The sequence below is a fragment of the Lentzea terrae genome, assembly GCF_003265345.1.
Lineage (GTDB): Bacteria > Actinomycetota > Actinomycetes > Mycobacteriales > Pseudonocardiaceae > Lentzea > Lentzea terrae.
This window is the reverse complement of the sequence record NZ_QFWW01000007.1, coordinates 315,218-337,190: the sequence shown is the minus strand read 5'-3', so window position 1 is coordinate 337,190 and position 21,973 is coordinate 315,218. Positions and strand designations below refer to the sequence as shown.

At 68.8% G+C, this 21,973-nt stretch carries 20 protein-coding genes; 7 read left to right on the top strand and 13 right to left on the bottom strand.

Translation table 11 applies throughout. The features are described 5' to 3' along the window. Window positions 1-441 (bottom strand): MarR family winged helix-turn-helix transcriptional regulator, encoded by a 441-nt coding sequence (locus tag DI276_RS13585; RefSeq protein ID WP_112263654.1) that lies wholly within the window; start codon window positions 439-441, stop codon window positions 1-3. A 135-nt stretch (window positions 442-576) separates the two neighbouring features. Here DI276_RS13585 and DI276_RS13580 point away from each other — a divergent pair, with 135 nt between their 5' ends. The 3 genes from DI276_RS13580 to DI276_RS13575 all read left to right on the top strand — a co-directional run bounded on the left by DI276_RS13580 (window position 577) and on the right by DI276_RS13575 (window position 2,127). Beyond that, window positions 577-1,179, top strand: a complete 603-nt coding sequence (locus DI276_RS13580) for a hypothetical protein (RefSeq protein WP_112263653.1) — start codon at window positions 577-579, stop codon at window positions 1,177-1,179. 1 nt (window position 1,180) lies between these two features. Beyond that, entirely contained in the window at window positions 1,181-1,399 is a 219-nt protein-coding gene (locus tag DI276_RS51975; protein WP_232836630.1) for a DUF6343 family protein, read from the top strand. A gap of 95 nt (window positions 1,400-1,494) precedes the next feature. Next, the gene (locus DI276_RS13575) at window positions 1,495-2,127 is read left to right on the top strand and encodes a TetR/AcrR family transcriptional regulator (protein ID WP_112263652.1); all 633 of its coding nucleotides are present in this window, start codon (window positions 1,495-1,497) and stop codon (window positions 2,125-2,127) included. On the opposite strand, the gene DI276_RS13570 is transcribed toward DI276_RS13575, so the two are convergent. The 3 genes from DI276_RS13570 to DI276_RS13560 all read right to left on the bottom strand — a co-directional run bounded on the left by DI276_RS13570 (window position 2,098) and on the right by DI276_RS13560 (window position 5,224). Further along, on the bottom strand, window positions 2,098-3,438 hold the full coding sequence (locus DI276_RS13570; RefSeq protein WP_112263651.1) for a dihydrolipoyl dehydrogenase family protein: 1,341 nt from the start codon (window positions 3,436-3,438) through the stop codon (window positions 2,098-2,100). The two genes, DI276_RS13575 and DI276_RS13570, sit on opposite strands and share 30 nt — an antisense overlap. A 185-nt stretch (window positions 3,439-3,623) precedes the next feature. Next, on the bottom strand, window positions 3,624-3,983 hold the full coding sequence (locus DI276_RS13565) for a VOC family protein (RefSeq protein ID WP_112263650.1): 360 nt from the start codon (window positions 3,981-3,983) through the stop codon (window positions 3,624-3,626). A gap of 11 nt (window positions 3,984-3,994) precedes the next feature. Further along, window positions 3,995-5,224, bottom strand: a complete 1,230-nt coding sequence (locus DI276_RS13560; RefSeq protein ID WP_112263649.1) for a hypothetical protein — start codon at window positions 5,222-5,224, stop codon at window positions 3,995-3,997. Window positions 5,225-5,367: 143 nt separating this feature from the next. Here DI276_RS13560 and DI276_RS13555 point away from each other — a divergent pair, with 143 nt between their 5' ends. Beyond that, a complete protein-coding gene (locus DI276_RS13555) occupies window positions 5,368-6,711 on the top strand; it encodes a S8 family serine peptidase (RefSeq protein ID WP_112263648.1) in 1,344 nt (447 codons plus the stop codon). A 199-nt stretch (window positions 6,712-6,910) separates the two neighbouring features. After that, window positions 6,911-7,414 (top strand): DUF3145 domain-containing protein, encoded by a 504-nt coding sequence (locus DI276_RS13550; RefSeq protein ID WP_112263647.1) that lies wholly within the window; start codon window positions 6,911-6,913, stop codon window positions 7,412-7,414. 17 nt (window positions 7,415-7,431) lie between these two features. Here DI276_RS13550 and DI276_RS13545 read toward each other — a convergent pair whose 3' ends face one another. From DI276_RS13545 to lanKC, 4 genes are all read right to left on the bottom strand, one after another. Continuing rightward, window positions 7,432-9,150 (bottom strand): ABC transporter ATP-binding protein, encoded by a 1,719-nt coding sequence (locus DI276_RS13545; protein WP_112263646.1) that lies wholly within the window; start codon window positions 9,148-9,150, stop codon window positions 7,432-7,434. Next, on the bottom strand, window positions 9,150-10,769 hold the full coding sequence (locus DI276_RS13540) for an ABC transporter ATP-binding protein (RefSeq protein ID WP_112263645.1): 1,620 nt from the start codon (window positions 10,767-10,769) through the stop codon (window positions 9,150-9,152). The genes DI276_RS13545 and DI276_RS13540 overlap by 1 nt, the downstream gene beginning before the upstream one ends. A 142-nt stretch (window positions 10,770-10,911) precedes the next feature. Continuing rightward, a complete protein-coding gene (locus tag DI276_RS13535) occupies window positions 10,912-11,070 on the bottom strand; it encodes a SapB/AmfS family lanthipeptide (RefSeq protein ID WP_112263644.1) in 159 nt (52 codons plus the stop codon). A gap of 42 nt (window positions 11,071-11,112) precedes the next feature. Further along, window positions 11,113-13,680 carry a class III lanthionine synthetase LanKC gene (gene lanKC / locus DI276_RS13530; RefSeq protein WP_112263643.1) on the bottom strand — a complete coding sequence of 856 codons (2,568 nt, stop codon included), beginning with the start codon at window positions 13,678-13,680 and terminating at the stop codon, window positions 11,113-11,115. Between the two features lie 684 nt (window positions 13,681-14,364). Between lanKC and DI276_RS13525 the strand changes: the two genes are divergently transcribed. Then, complete coding sequence (locus DI276_RS13525) at window positions 14,365-14,913, top strand: hypothetical protein (protein ID WP_157984694.1); 549 nt, start codon at window positions 14,365-14,367, stop codon at window positions 14,911-14,913. Window positions 14,914-15,363: 450 nt separating this feature from the next. On the opposite strand, the gene DI276_RS13520 is transcribed toward DI276_RS13525, so the two are convergent. The 5 genes from DI276_RS13520 to DI276_RS13500 all read right to left on the bottom strand — a co-directional run bounded on the left by DI276_RS13520 (window position 15,364) and on the right by DI276_RS13500 (window position 20,176). Further along, the gene (locus tag DI276_RS13520) at window positions 15,364-16,599 is read right to left on the bottom strand and encodes a beta-ketoacyl-[acyl-carrier-protein] synthase family protein (protein ID WP_112263641.1); all 1,236 of its coding nucleotides are present in this window, start codon (window positions 16,597-16,599) and stop codon (window positions 15,364-15,366) included. Further along, window positions 16,596-16,832 (bottom strand): acyl carrier protein, encoded by a 237-nt coding sequence (locus tag DI276_RS13515; protein ID WP_089950824.1) that lies wholly within the window; start codon window positions 16,830-16,832, stop codon window positions 16,596-16,598. Before DI276_RS13515 ends, DI276_RS13520 begins: the two co-directional genes overlap by 4 nt. 43 nt (window positions 16,833-16,875) lie before the next feature. Then, window positions 16,876-17,853, bottom strand: a complete 978-nt coding sequence (locus DI276_RS13510; protein WP_112263640.1) for a beta-ketoacyl-ACP synthase III — start codon at window positions 17,851-17,853, stop codon at window positions 16,876-16,878. Next, window positions 17,850-18,779, bottom strand: coding sequence for an ACP S-malonyltransferase (locus tag DI276_RS13505; protein ID WP_198680615.1), 930 nt, complete (start codon window positions 18,777-18,779; stop codon window positions 17,850-17,852). Before DI276_RS13505 ends, DI276_RS13510 begins: the two co-directional genes overlap by 4 nt. A gap of 194 nt (window positions 18,780-18,973) precedes the next feature. Continuing rightward, the gene (locus DI276_RS13500; RefSeq protein ID WP_112263639.1) at window positions 18,974-20,176 is read right to left on the bottom strand and encodes a PucR family transcriptional regulator; all 1,203 of its coding nucleotides are present in this window, start codon (window positions 20,174-20,176) and stop codon (window positions 18,974-18,976) included. Window positions 20,177-20,297: 121 nt separating this feature from the next. Between DI276_RS13500 and DI276_RS13495 the strand changes: the two genes are divergently transcribed. After that, window positions 20,298-21,857 (top strand): alpha/beta fold hydrolase, encoded by a 1,560-nt coding sequence (locus DI276_RS13495; protein WP_232836629.1) that lies wholly within the window; start codon window positions 20,298-20,300, stop codon window positions 21,855-21,857. Window positions 21,858-21,973: the final 116 nt, after the last annotated feature.

Sequence of the window (21,973 nt, the reverse complement as noted above, 5' to 3'; positions counted from 1 at the left end):
CTAATCTACACGCAAATCAGCGTGATGCAGGTACGCCTTCCGCAGCAGTGTGGTGAGTTCAACGCGCTCTTGCGACGTCAACGGCGCCAGCAGCTCCTCTTCGTGTGCACGTGCCGTCTCCAGTCGCTCGTGCAACGCCAGTCGGCCTGGGTCCGTGATCGACACGGTGAACCGCCGTCGATCCCGCTCATCCCGTCTGCGCTGGGCGAACCCCCGCCGCTCGAGATCGTCGAGCACCGACACCAGGTCGCTGGGGTCCATCCGCACGCCGTCGCTGATCCGCTTCTGCGCGACCGCCTCCTGCTCGGCCAGGAAGGCCAGGACCGTCACCTGCGGCACAGGTAGATCCCTGGCCAGCTCGCTGCGCGCCAGCCGCCGGGCTTCCCTGACCAGCCCGAGCATCAGGTAGCTGGGCAAACGCAGAAGCTGATCAATGCTCATGTACTCAGCATAGGAAAGATCTGTCCCCCGATCGTGGATTGCGCTGCGTGATCAACCGGCTCGGACGAGGGCCAGTAGGGTGAGCGTTGGGGTGACGTTTCTCCGCAAACCACCTGGAAACGGCAAGGTGGGGGTATGACGCGTGCGGAGATCGCCCGGCTCGCCCGCTGCGTGGTGCGCAGGCCGCGGTGGCAGCTCGTCCTCGCGGTCCTGCTCTCCGCGTGGACGCTCGCCTGGGTGCTCGGCCAACTCGCCGACACACCCCTCACCCCGCTCGGCCTACTCGCCTGGACCGGCATTCCCCTCGACGCGGCATCCGTCTGGGTGCAGGAACGAGAGAGCGTTCTCGTTTGGCTCGCGACCCTCGGCGGGCTGAGCTGGGCCGCCACCACCGAGCAGGGTCAGCTGCCCGCGCTCGCCGGCTGGTTCGCGGTGCTGGTCGCGGGAGAAGCAGCCGGATACGAGCACGCGGTCCAGCGGGCGATGCTCAGCATGGTCGTGTTCTTGATCATCCTTGCGGTGGTGTCGCTCGCCGGGCGGCGCGCGTTCGTCGTCGACCGCGTCGCCGTCATGCCCAAGGACGTGATGCGAGCCGGCATCACAGCCGCCGTGCTGACCGCCGTGGTGCCGCTCATCGCCCCTGGTCTGGCCCTGACGCGTCTCGTTAGGCCCTATGTGACGAAACCGCCGAGGCCGCTGCGGCGGGTTGACACGCCCCTGCTGCGGGAAACCGGGTGAGGTGAGCGACTACCTGCCGCCCCCGGCGCCTCCGCGCAGTGCTCTGACGCTGCGGTTGTGGCTCGCCGGGTTTGGCCTGGTCTTCAACTCGGTGGCCGGGTGGCTGGCGTTCAGAGCTGACCTCGTTTGGCTCGGAGTCGTGCTTTTACTACTCGCCGTTGTCTGCGTTGTGGACTTCGGTTGGGTAGTTCATCGCAAACGGCGTGGAGATCCCGGCTGAAACCTGTCGGGAACCTGTGCTTGGGCTTAGCGGGTCGTATGGATAAAGATGTTCGCGTGCATGAAGACCCGGCCAAAGGCAGGTTAGCCAGGGTGATGCGTCGACAGCCGGTGCAACAGCGTGGCGCGGCTACTGTCTCCGCGATCCTGGACGCTTGTGCGAGCCTGCTGAACGAATACGACTACGACGACATCACCACGGCGCGCATCGTCGATGTGGCCGGAGTGCCCATTGGTTCCTTCTATCAGTACTTTCCGGACAAACGATCTGTTGTCCACGCGCTGGCACTGCGCGGGATGGAGACCTATCTCCGCGAGGTCGAGGAGCTGTTCGCCGCGGACCTGATCGCGGACACGTGGCGCGAGGCCATGACGCAGATCGTCAGCGTCTACATGCGGATGCTGACGGAGGTGCCCGGCTTCGGCCGGGTGCGGTTCAGCGACATGCTGGACAGCCACCGGCTCGACGCCAGCGTCGACCAGTACGAGCTGATGGCCGAACGGCTGGCGGAGATGTTCGTCAACCGGTTCGGTGCGCACGGCGAAGCCCCGGTGATGCTCACCTTCCGGATCGCCGTGCAGACCGCGGACGCGTTGTTCAAGCTCGCCGAACGCGTCGACTCCGACGACCGCGCGTACGTGGTCGGCACGGCGAACGAGCTGCTCGCCAGCATGCTCGGGTCCGTCCTGGAAGCGCCCTCAGAGGCCGTAAGCCTCGAGCAGCCGTAGCCAGACCTCGCTGATCGTCGGGTACGAGGGCACCGCGTGCCACAGCCGGTCCACGGTGACTTCCCCGACGATCGCGACGGTGGCCGAGTGCAGCAGCTCGGACACGTCCTGCCCGACGAACGTGACGCCGACCAGCGTCCGCGTGCGCTCGTCCACGACCATCCGCGTCTTGCCGCGGTACCCGTCCGCGTGCAGCGACGAGCCGGCGACCGCGATGTCGAGGTCGACCACCTTGACCTCACGGCCCTGAGCACGCGCCTCGGCGGCCGTGTGCCCGACGAACGCCACCTCGGGGTCGGTGAACACGACCTGCGGCACCGCCACGTGGTCCGCCCAGGCCTGCCCGGCCGACCACTGCTTCGGCTCGAACCCGCGCGACCGCTCCAGGATCGCCGTGCCGACCGCACGGCCCTGGTACTTGCCCTGGTGCGTCAGCAGCGCGCGCCCGGTGACGTCACCCGCCGCGTACAGCCATCGTCCGTCCACACCGGACACCAGACCGGAGTCGTCAATGGTCAGCGGCTTGCCGTCCTTCGTCGCCGGCACGCGTCCGGTCGCGACGAGGATCTCCGAGCCCTTGACGACCCGGCCGTCCTGCAACGTCAGCGCACCCGGTGCGATCGCCGACGCACGGGCGTTGAGCAGCACCTCGACGCCGTCTTCCTGCAAACCTTCGACGACCAGCGGCCCGACGAACTCCTCCATGCGCGGCAACGGCCGGTCGCCGGACACCACCAGCGTCACCTTCGACCCGAGCCGCGCCCAGGCCTGCGCCATCTCGACGCCGACCACGCCGCCGCCCAGCACCACCAACGAGTCGGGCACCGAACGCGCTGACGTGGCATCGCGCGACGTCCACACAGGAGTGTCGGCGATCCCGTCCAGCGGCGGCATCTTCGGCACGCTGCCCGTGCACACCACCACGGCCTGACGTGCCCGGTGGACGTCGCCGCCGACGGTGACCTCGCGCTCGCCGGTGACCTCACCGTCGCCGCGGATGACCGTGATGTTCTCCGACTCGGCCCACTTGACCTGGCCGGAGTCGTCCCAGTTGGAGGTGAAGCCGGTGCGCCGCGCCAGCACCTGTTCCGGGTCCAGCGATCCGGCGTTCACACCCTGCACGCGCCGGGCGGCCGCGAGCGCGTGACCGGGCCGCAGCAACGCCTTCGACGGCATGCACGCCCAGTACGAACACTCGCCGCCGACCAGCTCCTTCTCGATCATGGCGGTGGACAGGCCTCCCGCGGCCGTCCGCCACGCCACGTTCTCCCCAACAGGGCCACCACCGATGACGATGACGTCGAAGTCCATGCGGCCCACAGTAGGCCCTGCGCCGAGGGTCCTGTCCGCGAAAGCCGGGGCTGAGGCGGCCCCTGGGGGCACGGGCGGCCGACCCGAATACAACACCGGTATGCGGGTCGGCCGCCCGCACCGCCAGGAACCACCTCAGCCGCGGCTTTCATCGAACGAGACCCTCGGCGCAGGGCCTGCCTGAACTATGTGAGCCACACGAGGCAGAACGGGTGCCCCACAGGGTCCGCGTACACCCGGAACGTGTCGTCGTTGTCCTTCTGCACCAACCGTGCGCCGAGCGCCAACGCCTTGGGCTCGGCTTCCTCGATGTCCTCGACCAGCACGTCGAGGTGGAACTGCTGCGAGCCGTGCGGATCGGGGAACGTGGGCGGCTGGTAGTCGTCCGAACGCTGGAACGCGAGACGCGTGCCGCCGGCGACGATCACCACCCAGGTGTCGTCACCGCCCGCCAGGCGTTCGGCGCCGAGGAGTTTCTCGTAGAACGACGCCAGTTCGGAGGGATCAGGACAGTCCAGCACCACAGAGCGAAGTTGTCCGACCATGCCCCCACCCTCTACCGGGTGGCGGGCAGCCGCAACGCTTGCTTGGCGATCGGGTCGAGCACCTGGTCGCCCGCGCCACCGGACCACACGACGAACGCCAGCTGCACGTGGGTGCCCTTCACCCCGCTCGCGAACGCCGCGTTCTGCGGCGGGGTGCCGTCCAGCCCGTTGACGCCACCCGACCCCGGCGCGGTGACGATCTTGTGGAACGCGGCCGCGCTCGGTGCGTCGAGCAGGTCGAGGTCGGCCACCAGCACCGTGGCGGGCTTGTCCTGCACGGTCGTCTCGTAGGTGGCGCGCAGCAGTCCGCTGCATTCGTTCGCGACCAGCCACGCCTTGACGTCACCGAACGCCTGCGTCTGGCACTCCTTGTCCGCCTTCACGTCCTTCGGCACGAACGTCGTGCCGTCCACGACCACCGTGGTCGGCCCCGTCGCCGACGGTGTGGGCGTCGCATCGGCGGGCTTTTCGTCGCCCGGCAACGCCACCACCAGCCACACGACGAGCAGCAACGCGACGAGCGCGCCGATCGCGAGGTACGGCAACTTGATCGGCAAGCGTTTGCGCGAGGCGAGCGGTCCCGCGTGCACCTTCGGGATCAGCATCGTGCTGGCGGCCGCGAGGTCGGGCGAGACGGCGTCGCTGAACCCCTCGGCGAGCAGTGTCGCCGGCGTCGGCGGGGTGCCCGTGGTCTGCAGGATCGCGAGCAGCTTCGCCGCGTGGTCGGCCGTGCAGAGCACCGACGACGTCGCGAGCTCACGGGCCGCGGAGAGCAAAGTGGACGGTTTGGGGTGCAGCACGCGCACGCCGCGGTTGAGGTCGGAGGTGGGCTGCACGACCTGGCTCACGAACGGGCCGACCGCCACGACCGTGCTGACCGGCAACGGCTCCGCGCGCATCGCCTGGATCCGTTGCGCCACCGCGGTCGCCGCCGCCACCGCCTCGGTCGCCGGGTTCGCCGCCCCGTCCTCGCTGACCAGCGGCCACCCGTCGATCTTCCACTGACCGCCGAGCGGTGCCTCGAGCTTCACCGCCGGGTCCGGCAGGTCGACGCCGACGATCACCAGCACGCCCTTGGGCAGCACGACGATCGCGTCCAGCGGCACCGGGCAGTCGGGTGGTTGCACGCCGACGAGCGCGACGCCACCGAGGACCTCGGTACCGGCGCCGCACGCCGTCAGGGCGGCGCGAACGTCCGCCCCAACGGCCGATGGCTCAGCGCCCAGACGGATCAACCGCACGAGTCCACACCTTTCCGCACGGGGGGACACGGTAGCGGTCCGGGGCTGACCAAACGCAGCCAGTCGAGACGTTGCGTGACACCCGTCACCGATAAGTGGATCACTCGTTAGGTGGATTGCCTGCCTATGTTCACGGAGGGTCCATGTTCAAACGCGCCGCCCTGCTCGCCGTAGTGCTAGTGGCCGCCTCTACCCCTGTCGGGGCCGCCCAGACGTCCTCGACGGTCTACGTCCACGGCTCTGATCTCACCTCCGCCGAGCACGCGGTGGAGGCCGCCGGTCTGCAGAAGCTCACGAGCTTCCGCAAGATCGGCGTGGTTGCCGCCCGCGGCACCTCGACGCAGATCTCGTCCGCCCGCGCCAAGCCGGGCGTCACGCACGTCGAGGTGGCCAAACCGGCCAAGTTCCTGGGCTCCTCCGGCACCGCTGCCACGCGCAGCCGGGAAGCCCAGCAGTCCGGGCTGACCGGCGCGGGCGTCTCGGTCGCGGTGATCGACTCGGGCGTGGACCCGACGCACCCGGCGTTCGCGGGCGGCAAGATCGTCCGCAACCTGAAGAGCCTCTGCGTCGCCGACGGGTCCACGGACACCAGCTGCATCGTGTCGGTGCCGAACATCGTCGACACCGACACGACCTCGCTGGGCGGCCACGGCACGCACGTCACCGGCATCGCCATCGGCTCGCCGTACACGCTCGCCGACGGCACTCAGGTCGGCGGTTCCGCGCCGGGTGCGAAGGGCGTGGTCATCTCGACCGGTGCGGCGATCCTCATCCTCGGCGCGGACGCCGCGCTGAACTGGGTGCTGGAGAACCACAAGGCCCCGTGCGGTACCGGTGTGCCCGCCGCGACGTGCCCGCCGATCAAGGTGATCAACAACTCCTACGGGCCCTCTGGCGGCGGGGCGTTCGACCCTGCCTCGGTGACGGTCAAGCTGCAGCGCCAGTTGGTCGCCGAGGGTGTCGTCGTGGTGTGGGCGAACGGCAACGACGGCGGTGACGGCAGCACCAACCTGTCCAACCCGCCTGGTCAGGACCAGACGCCCGGCGTGCTCTCGGTGGCGTCCTACAACGACCAGGGGACCGGCACCCGCGACGGCGCGCTGTCGAGCTTCTCCTCGCGCGGTCTGGCCACCAACTCGGCCACCTGGCCGGACATCTCGGCGCCCGGCGAGAACATCGTCTCGGCCTGCCGGCTGTACCTGCCGATCTGCGCGACCGGCCTGGCCCCGCAGAACGGGCCAGGGCTGCTCGACCTCGGCACGTACAACACGATCAGCGGCACGTCGATGGCGGCTCCGCAGATCGCCGGCATCGTCGCGCAGCTGTTCCAGGCCAAGCCTTCCGCGACCCCCGCGGACATCGAGCGGGCGCTGAAGTCGACGGCGTACAAGTACGGCACCGGCTACGTGCCGGCCGGCCTCTACACCTCGTCGTTCGACAAGGGAACGGGTCTAGTCGACGTTGTCGCCGCGGTAAACGCTCTGTAGATCACGATCACGCATCACTCGGCCGGGGAGAACAGGACTTAAGACCTGTATCTGCCCCGGTCGGGTGATGATCGAGCTGGTTCTTATGGCGGACATGCCTCAAGGCAAGGCAGAATGCAGCGAACGGGTTTCACCACGATCACCTCGCTCGGCAAAGGCGTAGGGGAAGACGTCCCTCGTCGAGTAGCGGAGGTCAGCAGTGAGCACCCGTGGCAGCACCAGTGGCGTGGTCTACGTCCACTCGTCGCCGTCTGCGGTCTGTCCGCACGTCGAGTGGGCGATCTCGGGCACCCTTGGTGAACGAGTGGACCTCAGGTGGGCAGCGCAACCCGCGGCACCAGGCCAGTTGCGCGCCGAATGCGCATGGACCGGAGACGCCGGCACCGGCGCGAAACTAGTGGCTGCGCTGCGCGCGTGGCCCATGCTTCGCTTCGAGGTGACCGAGGAACCGTCGCCCGGTCAGGACGGCGAGCGTTTTTGCTTCGCGCCCGTTCTCGGACTGTGGCACGCCCGCACGTCCGCGAACGGTGACATCGTGGTCAACGAGGATCAGCTGCGTGCGCTCGCGGTCAGAGCCCGTGGCGGCGAGTCCTTCGCGCACGGCGTGGACGAACTGCTCGGCGCGGCGTGGGACGACGCGCTGGAACCGTTCCGGCGCGCGGGAGACGGCGCGCCGGTGACCTGGTTGCACCGGGTCGGATAAGTCCTGAGTGGACCCCGCTACCGGTTGGGCAGCGGGGTTTCCTCGTGGTGGGTGGGGTCCCAGGCCAGCATGAGCTGCCCGTAGAGCGCGGACGTCTTCAGCAGGTGTTCGTGCGTGCCGAGCAACGGCTTGCCGCCGTCCATGACCAGCACGCGGTTCGCGCGCAGTGCCGAGCTCAGCCGGTGGGCGATCACCACGAGAATGCCGTCCCTTTGGGCAAAAGCTCGTTCGACCCTGGCTTCCGCTGCCGGGTCCAGGTGTGAGGTCGCTTCGTCGAGGATCACCACGCCGGCAGACGTGACGTAGACCCGTGCGAGTGCCAGAAGTTGCGCCTCACCGGCGGAAACCCCTTCGCCCGCGTGGCCGAGTGCGGCGTCGAGGCCACCCAGCCGGTCCAGAAGTGGTTTGGCGCCAACCTTGTGCACCGCTTCGGTCAGATCTTCGTCGGTCGCCCACGGCGCGAGCAACGTCAGGTTTTCCCGCACAGTGCCCGTGAACAGGTACGTCTCCTGCGGAATCAGCGCGATGGCGTGGTGCCTGATCGTCGGCGTCACCAGGTCGACGGGTGAGCCGCCGAACAGCACACGGCCTTGGTCCGGTGGCATCAGACCGGTGAGCAGACTGGCCATTGTGGACTTGCCGATGCCGGACGGTCCGACCACGGCCAGGTGGTCGCCGGGACGGAGGTCGAGCGAGAGGCCGCGCACCACCGGTTCCGCGTCCGGACTCCAGCCGAACGTGACGTCCGTCAGCACGAACTCGCCGTTGGACGGCACTTCCGCACCCGGTTCATCGGTCTGCTGCGGCGCTGCTTCCTGAAGTCGTTTGAGCGCAACCATCAGACGCATCACGACGGTGCTGGTGGTGCGCGCGAGGCCGTGCAGCGCGGGGTTGACGTTGTTGGACAGGTAGACCACCGCGGCCAACACCGCGCCCGTGGTCAGCTGACCGGACGCCACGAGCGGGGGCGCGAACGCCACGAGCAGCACGATCGGAGCGAAGCCGCCGAGGGCGATCACGGTGGCGCGCAACGCGTTCGCCCACGCGACGGTGACGGTGGCACGGGCCTGCTGTCCGACCTGGGTGGCGATGTCGGAGTAGGCCTCGTCGGCGGCCCGGCAGGCGGCGACGTCGCGCAGCCCGGTCAGCACCGTTCCGGTCGCCTCGGCGGTGCGCTCGTCCGCCATGACGGCGTCACGTTGCCGCCTGGCCAGCGAGGGAAGCAGCAGACCGAACAACACGAGCGCCGCCACGATGGGCAGGACCACCAGCCAGATCAGCGCGGCGGCCGTCGTCGCGAGGCCGATGAGCGCGGCGAGCGTCGTGACGAGGAGCGCGCGGGCCTGCACCAGCACGCCGGCGGTGGCGTCGCGGACCACCTCGACGTGCCGGGTGATCATGGCGACCGCGCTGGCGTCCGGGGTCCTGCGGTGCGTCGGGTCCTTCAGCACACCCTGGACGATCCGCGTGACCAGGGCGTCGCGCATGGGTTCGACCACGTGGCCGAGCCGCGCGAACACCTGGCGCTGACCTAGTGCTCCTGCGATCGCGAGTGCCGCGAAGGCGAGCAGCCACAGGACGCCCGCCAGCGGATCACCTGCGGCGAAACCCCGGTCGACGGCCGTGCCGACGAGGCGGCCGCCGAAGAACGCCGGCACGCCTTCGAGCGCCGACCAGGCGAGCAGGACGAGGACGCCGCGGCGGTGCCCGGCGAGCGTGGACAGGTAGAAACGCATCATTCGCCCCCGGTGAAGACGGACCGGTAGTCCTCGTCGTCCCACAGCTCCTGGTGCGTGCCGGTGCCGCGCACCCGGCCGTTCTCCAGCCACACCACCAGGTCCGCTCGCGCCGCGGTCGCCGCGCGGTGCGTCACCACCACCCGTGTCCTGCCGGGCAGGGCCGTCGTCAGCGCCTTGTCCACTTTGGCCTCGGTCACCGTGTCCAGGCTGGCGGTGGCGTCGTCCAGCACGAGCACCTGGGGATCTCGCACGATCGCGCGGGCCAGCCCTATTCGTTGCGCCTCACCGCCGGAGAGCGGTGCGTCGGCGATCGGCGTCTCGTAGCCCTGCGGCAGCCGGATCAGCACGTCGTGCACCTGGGCGGCGACGGCTGCGTCCCGCACCTCGACTTCGTCCGCATCCGTTCCATAGCCGATCGAACGGCCGACCGTGGCGCCGAGCAGCGCAGGCCGTTCGAACGCGTAGCCGACCTCACCGTCGCGCCGCACCTCGCCGGAGTCCACAGGGGACAGTCCGCCCAGCACCGCGGCCAGCGTGGACTTCCCGGCGCCGGAACGGCCCACGACCGCGGCGAACGTGCCGGCCGGGATGGTCAGGTGCACACCGTGCAGGGCGCCGTCGACGCTGACGTCGCGCAGTTCGACGGAGCCGGACCCGAAGGTGGCGGTCTCGGCGCGTTCCGGCAGGGGAGTGTCGAGGACCTCGGCGATCCTGGTGGCGGAGGCGCGGGTGCGCTCCAGCGCGGTGAGCTGCGGCACCTGGCCGACGATGCTCATGCCCAGAGCGGCGTAGCCGAGCGCGGCCAGCACGTCACCGGGGCTCAGCCTGCCCGCCATCACGCCGAAACCGGCGGTGACCAGCACGACCACCTCGACGGCAGGCAACAGCAGACCCGCGCGCCACATCATCTTCGCCTGCGTGCGCCACATGCCCGCGCCGGCTTCGGCGAGCTTGGGCAGCGGCTGCAGCACCCGCCCGGCCTCCCGGTCGGCGATGCCCGCCGCGGCGATCGTGCGCTTGCCCGTCACGGCGTCGACGAGGCGTGCCGACACCTCGCCGGACACCTCCTGGTAGGCCAGCACGTCGTCGGCGGTGAGCTGCATGTGCGTGCGGACCAGGAACATCGCCAGCGGCACGCTCACCACGAACACCACCGCGAGCCGCCAGTCCAGCAACGCCAGCGCCACGACGGAGCCCACCGAGGTCACCGCCGCGATGGCCAGCGAGATCAGCGTGACCACGACACCGCCCGCGTTGCCGCAGTCACCGGTCACCCGGCTGACCGCGTCGCCGGCCGCGAACGGCGAGGGGTGCCCGAGCGCGAGCAGGTGGCGCGAGAGACGGTTGCGCAGCCAGGCCGTCGCCCGGCTGGTGATGCTCGCGGCCAGCACGATGCCGATCGCGTCACCGATGATCTCGGTCGCCGCCATCCCGAGCAGCCACAGCATCGTGAACAGCACGAACTTGCCGCCGAGCGCCATGTCGACGGCATCGGCGAGCGCCGCGGGGATCAGCAGACCGCCGGTCGTGGCGACGGCGGCGTTGAGCATCAGCAGCCACGGGCGGTGGTCCCGGCGGACCACGCGGAACAGCAGAGCGTCACCGGGTTTGGCCATCGGCTGTTCCTCCGGGGGTCACGAGGGCGCATCATGAGCGAGGGCCCGACAGCTGGCCGGCTGCCGGGCCCTGCAGAGGTGGGTGAGCGGCATACTTCGCCTATGCCGCTCATCTACCGCGGTGGTTCAGTTGAGACGCAGCTCAGCAGGCCAGCAGGCTGACGGTGCTGTGCGAGCAGGGGAGCAGCAGCGACGCGTTGGACGCCGTGGTGGAGCCGCCGCCGCCACCCGAGCCGCCGGACGCCATGACGCTCGTGGTCTCGGGGGTCTCGAGGTCCTGCATGTCAAGGATGAAGCCCATGACAATCTCTCCTTATTAGAGGATCTTTCTCGGGGGTTACTGCTACCGGTCCGCTAGAACCGGGGCTGGTGTGCTGCTCAGGAAGGGCAGCGGTGGACGTCCGTCCACTGTGGAGGCGATGGCGAGCAGGACGCCCGCACCGCCGGTGTTGAGGTCCATGGAAAGCCGGCGCAGCTGCACACCGGGGAACGCGAGCCCGCCGCCGTAGCGCGTGGCGTGCCAGCCGAGTGCCCGCAGGTGCTGCTGGACCGCGCGGTCGAGCCGTTCGTCGGGCTGGTGGCGCGTCGCGTGGGCGAGCGTGGCCATCAGGCCGGCCCTGCCCAGCGTGAGCGCCGGCTGGATCACGAACTCGCCGGTGCAGGCGCTGAGCAGCCCGGGGAGCTGCTCAGCGCACGGACGTTCCGGCGCCACCTGCGCGAACTCCGCCAGCGCCAGCGCGATGCCCGCCGCGCCGATGCCGACGTACGGCAGCGACCGGAAGTTGCCGTCCCGCACCTGCAGCGAGCCGTCGAGCGCGATCATCGTCTCGGCCAGGTCGCGTTCCAGCGCCTGCTCCGACAACCTGAGCCAGCGCCGTTCGCCGGTGTGCTCGAACATCCGCAGGAAGAACAGCGCGGGACCCGACCACCCGTGCAGCAGGCCGGCCTTCGCCTTGGCACCAGGTCCTGGTGCGCCGGCCAGCTGCTTCGCGAGCCGTTCGGCCAGTTCCTCGGCCTGCACGGCGAAGCGGTCGTCGTCGCGGGTGTCCGCGAAGTGCAGCAGGTTGAGTCCGATGCCTGCGAGCCCCGCGCTCAGCCCGTGGTCCCGCGTGGTGCCGACGAGCTGCGCGTAGCCGTCGACGAGCTCGGTCGCCAGATCGTGGTGGCCGAAGTTCTCCAGCACGTGCGCGATGCCGTGCGCACCGACGTAGAAACCGGGCTGCTTCGGCGGATCCTGCTTGACCGCCTTGATCAGCCAGTCCTCGTGCTCGGGGTAGCGGCCCTCGCCGCTGACGTCGAGCGCGTGCAGCACACCCGCCGCGCCGTAACCGAAGCACGTGCCGCCGACCTCGAACTGCTCGATGTCGCCGGGGAACAACCGGTCCTGGCGTTGTGGCGTGGCGCTGTGCAGGATCGCCGTCGCGATCGACTTCCGGACGACCGTCCAGTCCGGTTCCGGGTCGTCGAACGCGGTGAAGGCGGGCTCCTCCGGTGGGTCGATGCGCGGCGTGAGCACGTCGACGATCTGTTGGCAGTACTCGTCGTCGAGGCCGAAGCGCTGCTGGATGACGTGCACGTGCTGCTTCAACTTCGCCGGCGAGAGCTCCAGCACCGCGTTGAGCGGCAGGAAGATCCACAGCTTGAGCGCCGCGAGCGGGTACTCGTCGATCTCGAAGCCCTCGCGGTCGGTCGGCGCCTGGAACCCCGGCGCGCCGAGCGTCGGCCTCTTGACGTCCTCGATCGTCGACGACAGCTCGAAGTCGATCAGCGAGACCTCATCGTCGTCGTCCACCAGGATGTTGAGCGTGTGCAGGTCACCGAACACGACGCCGCGTTCGTGCACCCGTGCCATCAGGTCTTCGACCTTGCGGACGAGTTTCTGGGCCCGGTCGCGGTACTCGGCGAGCTGCTCCGCGGTGGTGTCCTTGTGCGTCAACGGGTAGTTCATGCCGAGCCACTGGCCGAGCGAGCGCCCAGGCATGAACTCCATGGCGACGAAGAGGTGCTCCCACTCGGTGAAGCGGTCGTACACCTCCGGCACGCCCTTGACGTTCTCGAGCTTCGTGAGGATCGCGTGCTCGAGCTCCAGCCGTGCCACGGCGTCGCGGCCCTCGCGGTCGAGGCCGGCGTGCGGCCGTGCCTCCTTGAGCACGACCTCCTTGCCGTCGCTCTTGCGGGTCGCCAGGTAGACGCCGCCGCCGTTGGAGAAGTGCAGCGAGCTCTTGATCTGGTACGGGAACCTGCTCGGGTCGCCGGCGTTGCGCTCGGCCAGATGCGGCGCGAGGAACTCCGGCAGCTCGATCCACTCCGGCACGCTGAAGACGGGCTTGCGCTTGTCCGGGATCAGGGTGCCGTCCGGCCCCTCGATCGCGAGCACCTGCTGGCCGTCCTGCTCGAGCCACTGCTCGGAGAACCCGCCGTAGCGCACGTAGAGCGGCCCCTTGCCGTACCGCAGGTCGCTGAGGATGTAGGCGCCGTGCTCACCGTTGAGGATTGCGCCGAGCTCGGTGAGGATCCGCTCGAGTTGCTCGGTGTCCGTCGGGTAGATCGTGATCAGCTTGCCGCTGCCCTCACGGGGCGCGTACTTCGAGTTGCGGGCCAGCACGATCGAGATCGTCGGCAGGTACTTGAACGGAATTCGCCGCTCGACGCAGTAGTCGAAAGTGGCCTTCAGGACCCTGGCCGAGTTGTCGAGGCCTGCGGAGACGTGGATCTTCCAGCCCTGCTTCGGCAACTGCACTCCGCGGGGGTGGAGGTGGCGCCACACGTTGCGCTCGGCCTGCACCCAGTCCACCGGGAGTTCGGGCAGCTCACGCGAAAAGTCGTCCCCTGGGAGCTCGCTTTCGGTGCTGCTCTGCAGATCGTAGAACCGTCGATCTGCGAAGCAGAACGCCTCGTATCTGAGGTCCACCGAATTCCCTCCCCGGCTCGTTTGCGTTTTCTTTGACGCGGCATATTCCCGCACAATTCGACGGCGGCGGCCAATCCGCCATCCGAGGTATATGGGTAGCCCGTTCGTGGCTGAATGAGGGGCGGTTACCGGTGCGTATGTCACGCTTGGTGGCGAGGTTTGGGACCGTCTCACCCGCCTGCGAGGTTTGCTGAGCGGTGACTCAGTCCACCTGTCTTGGGGTTATGCTAAACGGGACTGTATCGTTCTTGATGTGCGCAGGGCTCTGATCTGCGATATTCCAGGTCGATCTCGACGTATAGTTGGGGGTACGCAACCGTTGTGCACGCGCTGTGTTCTGTGCTCTTTTCGAGTGAAGCCGTAAATCGCTCCGAATGCGTGTTTGGTGCCGCCGATCGGCCGTATCGGGTCCCCCGAAAGAACTCATTCGGAGTATGAGATTGGGTTCTGCGCATTTATGTAGCAATCATTGTCTTGCTACATGCAACTTGCATCCGCGTGGAATGTAGTCTTTCGGATGAAGTTTTATGTTTTGATGTAACGGAACACCGTTTTGTGAGCAGGCCTCTGCTGTCCGGGTGCTGGGTTGAGCGGCCGTCTGCCGTCCTGCTGCCTGTCCTGCTGCTGGTTGCCGGGGCGTGCGACTAGGCTGCTCGCGTGGGGAGTGTGGCTAGCCGTTGGCTGGTGCCGGCCGTCGTGGTGATCACCGGTGCTGCGGTGGCGGCTGGGATGGTGGGGCGGACTGTTTACTCGCGTCCTGCCGAGGCTCAGGGGGAGCCGGTGGTGCCTTCTTCGTCGGCTGTTGGGGAGCCGTTGCCCGGGCCCGCGTTGGTGCGGTTGAGTCCTGATTCGTTCACGCATCCTGATCGGACTGCCGTGCAGGCGGTGTTGCAGCGGTACTTCGATGCGATCAACGCTCGGGATTTTGCCGGGTGGCTTGAGGTTGTGTCTTCTCGGCGGGCTTCGGCTGCCGTGGAGTCGACTTGGATGGCTGCATATGAGTCCACCCGGGATGGTGGGATGGTGGTGCAGCGGATCGAGTCCGATGTGGTCGGGCGGCGGTTGCGGGTTCTGATCTCGTTTGTGTCCACTCAGGACGTTGCCAAGGCTCCGGTTGCGTTGCCGGAGCGGTGTATTCGGTGGCGGGTTGTGTATGTGATGGTTTGGGAGGGTGGGGAGTTGAAGGTCGATGAGGCTCCCGAGAACCGGACTCCCCAGATGGAGAAGTGTTGAGGCGGGCCTCGCCTTCGGCTTCGGCGTCCCTGGCGCGTCGGTTGCGCAGGTCGTCCCCCTGTTTCGTCGGCGGGTGGCGGTTTGTTGTCCGTGCGGGATCGCTTTGCGTGCTTGGCGTTCCGGTTTCGTAGCGTTCCCGGCTTGCGTGCTCCCGTTCCTGTTGCGTGCTTCCCCTGGGTGACGCCGTCCCCCAGACCCCCTGCCAATCTGATCAGGGGGTACCGCGCCGCTCTCGGGTTGATGGCACGCCTGTTGCTGTGGGCGGCTGCCGGTTGCGTGGGTGGTGCGGTCCGGACGGGGACCCGCCCGCACCGCGTTTCAAGCGCAAAAGCAGCTCGCCTACGGCATCGCCAAACCAGCTCGGCTTCGCCTTCGCGGGATTGTTGCCTGGCAACGCAAAGCCCCGGCCTGCCGAAGCTGACCGGGGCGTTGTGTGGTGCGTTGGTGTTGCTAGGCCGGGGTGAAGGCCAGGGCAACGTTGTGGCCGCCGAAGCCGAACGAGTCGTTCACGGCGGCGTCCAGCTTGATCTTGCGCGGTTCGCCCGCCACCACGTCGAGTGATACGGCCGGGTCGAGGTTCTCCAGGTTGAGGCTCTGGGGAACCACGCCGTCGCGGATCGACAGGACGGTGATGATGGCCTCGACTGCTCCTGCTGCACCCAGCAGGTGGCCCAGGGCGCCCTTGGGGGCGGTCAGGACCGGGTGGTCGCCGATCGCCTTGCGGATTGCCACGGTTTCTGCGACGTCGCCCACCGGGGTGGAGGTGGCGTGGCAGTTCACGTGGCCCACGTCGGACGGGTCGATGCCGCCGGACCGCAGGGACGCGGCGATGGCACGGGATTGTCCGACGCCCTCGGGGTCCGGGGCGGTGATGTGGTAGCCGTCAGCGGAGGTACCGATGCCCGCGAGACGGCCGTAGATCTTGGCGCCGCGTGCTTCGGCGAACTCGCGGCGTTCCAGGACCATCACGCCCGCGCCTTCGCCCAGGACGAAGCCGTCGCGACCCGTGTCGAACGGGCGCGAGGCCTTTTCCGGTTCGTCGTTGCGGGTGCTCATGGTGCGGGCCTGCGAGAAGCCCGCCACCGGGATTGCCGTGATGCACGCTTCCGCGCCGCCTGCCACCACCACGTCGGCTTCGCCGGACATGATCATGCGGTAGGCCCACGCGATGGCCTCTGCGCCCGACGCGCAGGCGGAGACCGGGGCGTGCACGCCTGCCTGGGCCTTGAGTTCCAGGCCCACGTGGGCTGCCGGGCCGTTCGGCATCAGCATCGGGACGGTCAGCGGCGACACCTTGCGCAGGCCCTGCGTCTCCAGGAGGTCGTCCTGGGTCAGGAGGGTGATCGCGCCGCCGATGCCGGTGCCGATGATGACGGCCAGGCGCTGCTTGTCGACGGTGTCGTCGTTGTGACCGGCGTCGGACCACGCCTGGCGGGACGCCACGATGGCGACCTGCTCGGAGCGGTCCAGGCGCCGTGCCTCGACGCGGGGGAGCACCTCGGTCGGGTCGACGACGAGCTGTGAGGCGATCTTCACCGGCAGTTCGTACTTCTCCACCCAGTCGTGGGTGAGGGGGCGGACCCCGGATTTGCCGGCCAGGAGAGCGTCCCAGGTCGACGTGACGTCACCGCCGAGCGGGGTGGTGGCACCCAGCCCGGTGATGACGACCTCGATGCCCGAGGTCACTTGTTGCTGGTGATGTAGTTCACCGCGTCACCAACGGTCTTGAGGTTCGCCAGCTCGTCGTCCGGGATCTTCACGCCGAACTTGTCCTCCGCCTGGACGGCGATCTCGACCATCGACAGCGAGTCGATGTCGAGGTCGTCCACGAAGGACTTCTCAGCGGTGACGTCGTCGGCGGCCACGCCGGCGACCTCTTCGACGATCTCGGCAAGACCGGTAAGGACGTTGTCGCTCACTGAAGTTCCCTTTCGATTGAAACGATGAAAAAACCTTGGGTACTCACGGGCACCGGACCACCTGTCCCGCGTAGGACAGACCTGCGCCGAACCCGACCATCAGCACCACGTCTCCGCTGGAGATCTCGCCCGCCGCCCGCATGTGGTCCAGTGCCATGGGGATCGAGGCCGAGGAGGTGTTACCGGATTCGACGATGTCTCGAGCGACCTTCAGGTCCTCCCGCGCACCATTGTTGCGCAGGCGCTTGGCGATCGCTTCGATGATGCGGAGATTGGCTTGGTGCGGGGCGAAAACGTCCACATCGGACAGTTCGACACCCGCGAGCTCGGCGGCGCGGATCGCGACGGGCGCGATCTGGGTCGTCGCCCAGCGGAAGACCGTCTGGCCTTCCTGGTGGATGAACGAGTCGCGGTCGGCGATGGAGATGACTTCCGCCATCTCGCCGGCCGAACCCCACGCGACGGGGCCGATCTGGTTCTCGTCGCTGGCGCTGATCACGACGGCACCCGCGCCGTCCGCGAAGATGATCGCGGTCGAGCGGTCGTCCTGGTCGGTCCAGTCGGTGAGCTTCTCCGCGCCGATGACGAGGACGTTGCGCACCGTGCCGCCGCGGACGATGTCCGAGGCGGTCGCGACGGCGTAGCAGAAGCCCGCGCACGCGGCGTTGAGGTCGAACGCCGCGGCCGCCTTGATGCCGATCTTGGTGGCGACCTGGGCGGCGGCGTTCGGGATGGTCGACGGCATCGTGCACGTCGCCACGATCACGCCGCCGATGTCGGCCGGGGTGAGGCCCGCGTCCTCGATCGCCTTGGTGCCCGCGATGACGGACATGTCGACGACGCCCTCGTCCTTGGCCGCGATCCGCCGGTTCACGATGCCGACGCGGTCGCGGATCCACTCGTCCGAGGTGTCCATGCGCGCGGCGAGGTCGTGGTTGCTCACCACCGTCTCGGGCTGGTAGCTGCCGAGGCCGATGATGCGGCTACCCGCAGAGGCTTGCGGGGCCTGGAAGGTCGTCACTTAGTAGCTCCAACGGTGTCGAAGAGCTCCGCGACCTTCTCGAGCTGGTCAGGGGTCTTCAGGGCGAGGGTGGCGGTGCCCTTCATCGCACGCTTGGCGAGACCCGTGAGTGCGCCGGCGGGCGGCAGCTCGACCGAGCCGGACACGCCCTTCTCGACGAGGGTTGCCTGGCAGACGTCCCAACGGACCGGGCTGGTGACCTGGGAGACCAGGCGGCGCAGCACCTCGGTGCCCTCGGTGACGGCCTGACCGTCCTTGTTGGACAGCAGCGGCATCAACGGGTCGTGCGTGGTGACTTCGGCGGCACGCGCGCGCACAGCGTCTTCTGCGGGCGCCATGTACTTCGTGTGGAACGCGCCCGCGACCGCCAGTTTGCGGACCTTCGCCGTGCCCGGCGGGTTCTCCGCGAGCTCGTCGAGAGCGGGACGCGGACCAGCCGCGACGATCTGGCCCGCGCCGTTGCGGTTGGCGGGCACGAGGCCGAGCTCCTCGAGGCGCGCGAGCACCTCCGGCTCGTCGCCGCCGAGCACCGCGGCCATGCCGGTCGGCTCGAGCGCGCACGCCTGGGCCATCGCGGCACCGCGCACGGCGGCCAGAGCGACCGCGTCGTCGGCGCTGATGACGCCGGCGATCGACGCGGCGGCCAGCTCACCGACCGAGTGGCCCGCGACGATCACGTCGGCGGGCAGCTCGACGCGGCGGCGCAGCTCACCGAACGCGAGCAGCGCGAGAGCCACGACCAGCGGCTGGGTGATGGCGGTGTCGACGATCTCCTCGGCCTCCGCGGTGGTGCCGAGCCGCACGAGGTCGAGACCCGTGATCTCCGACCAGGTGCGCACCTGCTTCTCGGTCCCCTCCAGTTCGAGCCAGGGGGCGAGCATGCCAGGCGTCTGGGACCCTTGTCCGGGGGCGAGGAGTGCGATCACGTCGATTACTAAAGCTGGTGAACCCACCGGTACCCTATGCTGTAAAGAACGAAGTCCGGCGATCGTATTTGTAGAGACCCTACAAAAGTGTCGGCCAGGTGAACCGTTCGCGACGTATGCCCAGCTCAGCGCGTGGGCAGGTCGTTTGGCTCTCACCCTAACGGATGTGTGCGAACTCCGTCACAGGCCGTTCGCTACCACAGGCCCCGGGCTCGAGCAAGGCGTCCTACAGACAAAGCGACGCGAAGCACAAGCGCGTCTCGAGCGTCATGTGCATTTCTTCCGGTCATTTCCTGAACGCGCCGAAGGCGATATCTGACCGTGTTCGGGTGCACGAACAGCCTTTTCGCGCACGTCTCCAGCACGCCGCCGACCTCCAGGAACGCGTCCACGGTCTCCAGCAGCGCGCCGCCGGCGTCCTCCAACGGCCGGGCAACCCTGTCAACGAGCTGCCACTCGGCCTCCGGATCGCCCGCCAGCGCCCGTTCCGGCAGCAGGTCGAGGGACCGGACCGGTCTGGGTGCGGCGGGCCAGCCCACCACGGCCCGCAGCCCGCTCAACGCGTCGCTGGCGCTGCGGTGGGCCTCGGAAAGACTTCGCACAGTGGGCCCGGCCACGACAGGACCCTCGCCGAAGCCCTCGGCGATCCGGCCCAGCACGTCCTCACCGGTCTCCGTCGGCCCGCCGAGCACGACCACCAGCCGCGAACCCTGCACGGACAGCAGCACCGGCCGTCCCGCGCGGGCGGCCTTGCTGCGCACCGAGTAGATGATCGCGGGCGGGTCCTCACCGCCGGGGTTGCCGACCAGCACGGTGGCTTCGAGCGCCGGGTCCCAGCCGAGAGCGGCTGCCCTGCTGAGCAACGACTCCTCGGGATCGCCACGCACGATGCCGTCCACGACCAGCGCTTCCAGCCGGGCGTCCCACGCGCCGCGCGCCTCCGCGGCCGCCGCGTAGGAAGTGGCGGCGGAGAAGGCGATCTCCCGCCCGTACCGCAGCACGCCCTCCATCAGCAGCGCGCGTTCGGCCTCGTCCGCGGCCATCTTCGGCATCTGGTCCTCGAAGTGCTCCAGCGCTATCCGGACGAGCTCGACGGTCTGGCGCAGGCTGACCCAGCGCGAGATGTCCTTCGGCGCCGACCGGAACGCGTCCGCGGTGAGCCGGATCGCCTGCTGCCGGTCGTGCAGCCACTCGACGAACCCCGCCACGCCGTTCTGGATCAGCAGCAGCACGCTCGCGCGCTGGTCCGCCGGCATCCGGGCGAACCACGGCAACCGCTCCTCCATCTCGGACACGCTCGCGGTGGCGAGCGAGCCGGACGCGCGTTCGATCTTGCGCATCGTGCGGGCGGAGAGCGTCGGCGGATGCTCCTCCTTCGCCGTGGCTGCCTTGGTCATACCCGCAGCTTAAGCGCTTCTGGGTGACATCACCGGGACGGGTGACAGAACCGATGAAGCCGTTTGAACGGCCATACCTTCGGGCAGCAGAGGTCTTTTCGTACGGCGTGGAGGTTTTGTCTTGCGCAGGTTCCTGGCTTTCGTCCTCGGCGTGGTCGCGCTCACCGCCACGGGCGTGAGTGCCGCGGCCGACCCTCCCGATCCCCTCGCCGAGTACCACGCCCAACCGGTCAAGTGGGCGCAGTGCAGCGGAAAGCTCGCCGAGCTGGAGTGCGCGACGCTCATGGCGCCGCTCGACTACACCAAACCGGCCGGCGACCGGATCAACCTGACGATCAGCCGCAAGAAGGCGGCGGCGCAGGACCGCAGGCGCGGCGTGCTGTTCACCAATCCGGGTGGACCTGGCGGCTCCGGTCTGGGGCTGCCGCTGTTCCTGGCGAAGTCCGAGCTCGTGCAGGTCTACGACGTGATCGGCATCGACCCGCGCGGCGTCGGTGGGTCGACGGCGCTGAACTGCCGGGCGGCGCCCGCGATCGCCGAACCGGACTCCCGCCCGGCCGACGGCGAGTTCGGCAAGTGGGCGGCCGAGGCGCGCGAGGCGGAGGAGGCCTGCCAGAAGTCGTCCGGCGGGATCCGGCAGTTCGTCAGCACCGCGAACACCGCACGGGACATGGACGTCGTCCGGGCCGTGCTGGCCGAGGAGAAGATCAACTACCTGGGCTACTCCTACGGCACCTACCTGGGCGCGGTGTACGGGACGTTGTTCCCGAACCGCCTGGACCGCAGCGTGCTCGACTCCGCGGTGCACCCGGAGTGGATCTGGCACGAGCAGTTCCGCCAGCAGGCCGTGGCGTACCGGCGCAGCGTCGAGTCGTGGGCGTCGTGGGTGGGGGAGCGCAACGAGAAGTTCGCGCTGGGCAAGTCGCGCGACGAGGTGCTGGCCGAGGTCGAGAAGGTAGCCGCGAAGCTGCACAGCACGCCGATCGGTGAGCACAACCGGTCTTCCTTCGACGGCGCGGTCGGAGTCGGGGCCCGCTACCGTCCACTGTGGTCGGACCTGGCATCTGTCGTGATCAAGCTGCGGTCGGGCGAGAAGCCGGACAACGCCGCGGGCGCTAACGCGGGGCAGGTGCTCGCGAAGACCGGTCTGCAGGAGCTGCGGTCCGGCGTGTTCGACACGGTCACCTGCGAGTCGGACTGGCCGACCGACCTGCACGTCTACTACGAGGACATGCGCACGTTCCGGGAGCGCTACCCGTTCGGCTTCGGCATCGTCCGCGCCGCCCCGATGACGTGCACGTTCCGCTCGTTCACCCCGCCGGAGCAGCCCGTCAAGATCGGCCGCAACGGCTACCCGGTCGGCGTCGTCGTGCAGTCCGAGGGCGACACGCAGACCCAGTACGCGAGCGGCCCCGCGATGGCGGCCCGGCTCGGGCACAACCTGATCACCGTCGTCGACGAGGGCAAGCACGGCATCTACAACGGCGGCAACAAGTGCGTCGACGCGAAGGTGCACCGCTACCTGATCGACGGTGCGCTGCCGGGCAGCAGCTCCGAGTGCGCCGGTGACCCGCGGCCGGACGTGCCGAAGGACGGTCAGGGAGGCGCGGCGCCGGTGTTGTCGGGAGACCGGATTCAGGGCTACCTCGACGGGCGGGGCGTGAGTGCCGGACGGCCGTAGAAATGTGGAAGCGCCCGCCACAGAGAGTGGCGGGCGCTTCCCTCTCCCCGGTCCCCACCGGTAGCTCCACTCTGGACTGTATTGAGACAAAAATCCACGTCAGCCACCCTTTCGTG